Genomic DNA, 3,016 nt, shown 5'->3' on the forward strand with positions numbered 1-3,016 from the left:
GCTCGTACTCGGCCGTACTCGCGCGGTCCGACAACGCGGCGAGGCGCCGTACCAGGCGGCGCGGGCCCGCGAAGATCGCCCGGACAGGGCCTAGCCGCCGGACCTGCCGGCCGCCCCGGAGGCACGCCGGCCAACTACGGTGCTCAGCAGCCAACCACGGTGCTCAGTCGCAGCGGTGTGGCCCGTCGGTCGCAGCGGTGCGGGCCCGTCGGTGGTCGGCATCGCAGGGGCTCCACGGGTGGTTCAGAGGACCGGATGAATCGTGAGCGGGGGCCCCGTGTCTTTCCCTGAAGCTGGCGGCGTGCCATAGCGGTTGGGTGCTGTGACCAGCGAGGATGCCGTCATGGCCACCGACAAGGACCTTGCTCCCCTACGTACGACGCACTCGATGCCGGTGGTGTTCGGTGCGGGGGCGGGCATCGGTGTCCTGGGCGGGATGATCGGTTTGGGCGGCGCGGAGTTCCGCCTGCCGCTGCTGATCAGCCTGTTCGCCTTCGCCGCACTCTCGGCGGTCATCCTGAACAAGGCGATGAGCCTGGTCGTGGTCCTGGTCGCCCTGCCCGCCCGGCTGGCGTCGGTCCCGGCCGCCGAGCTGGCCGCACGCTGGCCTGTGGCGGTCAATCTGCTGGCCGGGAGCCTGCTGGGTGCCTGGGCCGGAGCATCCTGGGCGGTACGGATGCGCTCCGCCACCCTCTACAAGGTGCTGGCCGCGCTGATGGTGCTCATGGCCGCCGCTCTGCTGGTCACGCACACCACCACCCTGGGGACGCTCGCGCTGCCGCTGTGGGCGCAGGTGCCCTGTGGAGTCGTGGCCGGGTTCGGCATCGGGGTGGTCGCGGCGATCATGGGCGTGGCCGGCGGCGAGCTGCTGATCCCGACGATCGTGCTGCTCTTCGGAGAGGACATCAAGACCGCGGGCAGCCTCTCCCTGCTGGTGTCACTGCCGACGATGCTGGTGGCCTTCGCCCGCTACAGCCGTGACGGCAGCTTCGCGGTCCTCGGAGCCCATGCCCGCTTCACCATGGTCATGGCCGCGGGCTCGGTCGCCGGTGCGGTGCTGGGCGGGCTACTCCTCGGTGTGTTCCCGGACCTGGTCCTCATCCCCGCGCTGGCCGTGATCCTGCTCCTTTCCGCGGTCAAACTCGCCCGTCACGACTGAGGACCACGGTCGGGGCACGCCTTTGCGGGCTCCACGCGTCGAAGCTGGCAGGGCTGGCCGGTGAGGGACGCTGAACACGTGGGGCCTCCGCGAACGGCGACAGGTGCCGCGGAGTGAGGCCGAACTGCGGCGCGCGCGGCCGGTGCCTGTCGGCTTCGGCTGCGGCCCGCAGAAGGCGACCCCTCAGGACGAGACTCCGTAGCAGGTGGCGATCGCGGCGGCGCGGTCGCGCAGGGAGTCGCGCAACCACTGCGGGGCCAGGGCTTCCGCGTTCGTGGCGAGGTGCCACAGTGCCCATTCGGCGTGTCTCGGATCTTGGAAGGTCACCTCCAGCCGCAGCCAGCCGTCTGCGTCGGCTTCTTCGGCGCGGACGGCGAGCGCGGTGCCCACCAGGTCCTTCCGCCGCGCCGGGTCCACCCGTACCGACACGGTGACTTGGTCGCCGCCGGCCCGAAACTGCGCGCTGCGTTCCTGCCAGGCCCGGTCCAGATCGACCCGGTCCGGTCGCTGCGCCGGTTCGGCGAGTTCCTCGGCGGCCAAGACCCGGGACAGCCGGTAGGTGCGGTCCGCGCCGGACCTCGTGGCCAGCAGGTAGCCCTGGTCGCGTACGGTGACCAGGCCGATCGGGTCCACCGTGCGCCACTCCGGGGTCTGGTCCACGGCCGCGTAGTGGATGCGCAGCTTGTGTCCGGCGAACACCGCGCGCCGGACCTCGGCGACTACGGTGTCGGGCACCTCCTCAGCAGCCAGCCGACGCGCGAGGAGGTCGGTCTCCGGGTCGATGAGCAATCGCTGAGCCGCGCCGGCCGCGGTGGCCCGATAGCTCTCGGGGAGCGCGTCAACCACCTTGCGCATGGCCGAAGCGAGCGCCGCGTCGAGGCCGAATACCTGCGTCCCGCGCCGCGATCCGGCGACCAGCAGGGCAAGGGCCTCGTCGTGGTTCAGCCCGGTGAGCTCGGTCTGGAAACCGGGCAGCAACGCGAAACCGCCGTGTCGGCCGCGTTCGGCGTAGACCGGGACGCCGGCTGCGGACAGCGCCTCGATGTCGCGCAGCACGGTGCGGGTGGACACCTCCAGCTCGCGGGCGAGCGCGGCCGCGGACAGCCGACCGTGCTGCCGCAGCAGCAGCACCAGTGATACCAACCGATCGGCGCGCATACGAAAACTCCAAGGGAATACACGACACAGGTTGTCGTGATTAGTTGACAGGCTTACCACCAGCTCGACAAAGCGCCATCGCACACGAGAGGTGATCCCCATGGCACACGCCATTGTCAATCCGGAGGGTCTGCACGACCCGGTCCCGTTCGGCTACAGCCACACCGCAACCGTCAGCGCAGGTACGGAGCTGGTGCTCGTCGCGGGGCAGTATGGATCGGGCCCGGACGGCGCGGTTGTCTCGGCCGACTTCGCCGAGCAGGTGAAGCAGACGTTCCACAACATCGGCGTCGCTCTTGCCGCCCATGGGCTCGACCTCAGCCACGTCGTCCAGCTCAGGACGTATGTGGTGAACCATGACGTCAGCAAGCTCGGGCCGATCGCCGGGGCCGTGCGGGAGGGCTGGGGTACGAAACCGCCCACCCAAACCCTGATCGGTGTCGCGAGCCTGGCTGCGCCTGACGTGCTGTTCGAGGTCGAAGCCCTCGCCGCCCGGCCCTGACTCGCCGCCGCCCGCGCCCGGGCCGTTCAACCCGACGCGGGTGGCGGTTCGGCTTCCGTGCCTACGCCGGACGGGACGCCCGGATCCGGAAGCACCGTGCCGTCGTACGGGCGTCCCTGCGCGGCCTGGCCGTCGGCAGCGGCCTGCTGCTCGCCCCCGCGCTCGCGGTCGGCGGCGTCCAGCAGGACGCCGCCGAC

The 3,016-nt window shown here is 71.1% G+C and carries 3 protein-coding genes; 2 read left to right on the forward strand and 1 reads right to left on the reverse strand.

Features of this window, described 5'->3' with window-relative positions:
• Positions 1 to 343: 343 nt before the first annotated feature.
• Positions 344 to 1,159, forward strand: a complete 816-nt coding sequence (locus AB0D94_RS37665) for a sulfite exporter TauE/SafE family protein (protein ID WP_362062461.1) — start codon at positions 344 to 346, stop codon at positions 1,157 to 1,159.
• A gap of 183 nt (positions 1,160 to 1,342) precedes the next feature.
• On the opposite strand, the gene AB0D94_RS37670 is transcribed toward AB0D94_RS37665, so the two are convergent.
• Positions 1,343 to 2,317, reverse strand: coding sequence for a WYL domain-containing protein (locus tag AB0D94_RS37670; protein WP_362062464.1), 975 nt, complete (start codon positions 2,315 to 2,317; stop codon positions 1,343 to 1,345).
• Positions 2,318 to 2,417: 100 nt separating this feature from the next.
• On the opposite strand from AB0D94_RS37670, the gene AB0D94_RS37675 reads away from it, so the two are divergent.
• A complete protein-coding gene (locus tag AB0D94_RS37675) occupies positions 2,418 to 2,819 on the forward strand; it encodes a Rid family hydrolase (RefSeq protein ID WP_362062467.1) in 402 nt (133 codons plus the stop codon).
• Positions 2,820 to 3,016 lie beyond the last annotated feature (197 nt).

It is taken from the genome of Streptomyces sp. NPDC048255 (genome assembly GCF_040652415.1).
Taxonomy (GTDB): domain Bacteria; phylum Actinomycetota; class Actinomycetes; order Streptomycetales; family Streptomycetaceae; genus Streptomyces.

Bases quoted from the DNA above. Each gene is read 5' to 3' on its own strand.
- AB0D94_RS37665 (WP_362062461.1), top strand. From the start codon at position 344: ATGGCCACCGACAAGGACCTTGCTCCCCTACGTACGACGCACTCGATG.
- AB0D94_RS37670 (WP_362062464.1), bottom strand. From the start codon at position 2,317: ATGCGCGCCGATCGGTTGGTATCACTGGTGCTGCTGCTGCGGCAGCAC.
- AB0D94_RS37675 (WP_362062467.1), top strand. From the start codon at position 2,418: ATGGCACACGCCATTGTCAATCCGGAGGGTCTGCACGACCCGGTCCCG.